This is a genomic window from Neisseria sp. HMSC03D10, assembly GCF_001807625.1.
Classification (GTDB): domain Bacteria; phylum Pseudomonadota; class Gammaproteobacteria; order Burkholderiales; family Neisseriaceae; genus Neisseria; species Neisseria mucosa.
This window is the reverse complement of record NZ_KV789535.1, coordinates 1-1,080: the sequence shown is the minus strand read 5'-3', so window position 1 is coordinate 1,080 and position 1,080 is coordinate 1. Positions and strand designations below refer to the sequence as shown.

Genomic DNA, 1,080 nt, shown 5'->3' with positions numbered 1-1,080 from the left:
AGGTCGTCTGAAAACCTTTTCAGACGACCTTTTTGATCTTTTACACTCAATTAGTGTTGATGATGATGGTGTTCATGCCGTTCAGCCGCGCGTTTCGTTCCGACGGGCATAATCAGCGTTGCATAGGCATTGTCTTGTTGGCAAACACTTCTATCGGCATAATCCGCCTGATGGGCGGCTTTGATTTTCCACAAACCTTCAATCAAAGGAATCACGTTGACGACGCCGTCTTTATCCGTTTTCCCTGAGAAACCTTGCGGCTCGCGGTGGTCGTGTGTCGCTGCCAAGTCCATTTCCGCCAGCGTATCCGAGCTTGCCGTTACCGTCGCTTTTGCCAACGGTTTGCCTTTATAAAGCACTTTAATCGGCAGCAGGCCGCCTACCTTGACTTCATTCGGATTTTTCAGCGGAACCAGCTCCAATTCATGACCGACCGGACGGGTCAATACGCTTTCATCCAAGCCTGCGCCACCCACTTGCAAAAACGCTTTGCCGAACATCTGAGCCTGTTCGCAATAAGTCGCGCCGGGCAGGTCTTTCAAGGTTTTCTGTTTCCAGCCTTCGCTGTTTTGCGACCAGAACGTCGGTTTGTACACCGCGCCGACCCAATACGAACCGTCTTTCAGGCGGGATTTGGAAACATATTGGTAATTTTCACCTTTATTCGTCAAATCGACCGTTTTTCCGGATTTGTCCGTCAATTGCAGCGGTTTGAAAATATGCACACGGTCGTCGGCGATTTTTTCAACATTCGGGAAATCATGGCTGTAACCCAAATCCGCTTTCAACGTACTGCCCGAATCCAAACGCACCGGAGCCGACACCCACAAATCATGCGCCTGCGCCGCCATGCTCAAGCCCAATGCGCCAAGTATCCATAATTTTTTCATGTTTCTTCCTCAAATTTGATTGTTTACGGTTCAAAAGCCAACGGAAAGCCCGAAAAGCAAGGCAACCTTACTCTTTTTATTTCAAAATGTAAATATTATTGATGATTGTTTTTAGTTACAAAGAACTAGAAATCCTTAAAGGGACAACAGAAAACAAGAGGTCGGCGGATTCGCATTTGAAGTGCAACTT

General features: G+C 47.5%; 1 protein-coding gene. It reads right to left on the bottom strand.

The window, feature by feature from the left end:
• Positions 1–50: 50 nt before the first annotated feature.
• Positions 51–890: a DUF4198 domain-containing protein gene (locus tag HMPREF3066_RS06050; protein WP_070441186.1), complete on the bottom strand. Its 840-nt coding sequence runs from the start codon at positions 888–890 to the stop codon at positions 51–53.
• Positions 891–1,080: the final 190 nt, after the last annotated feature.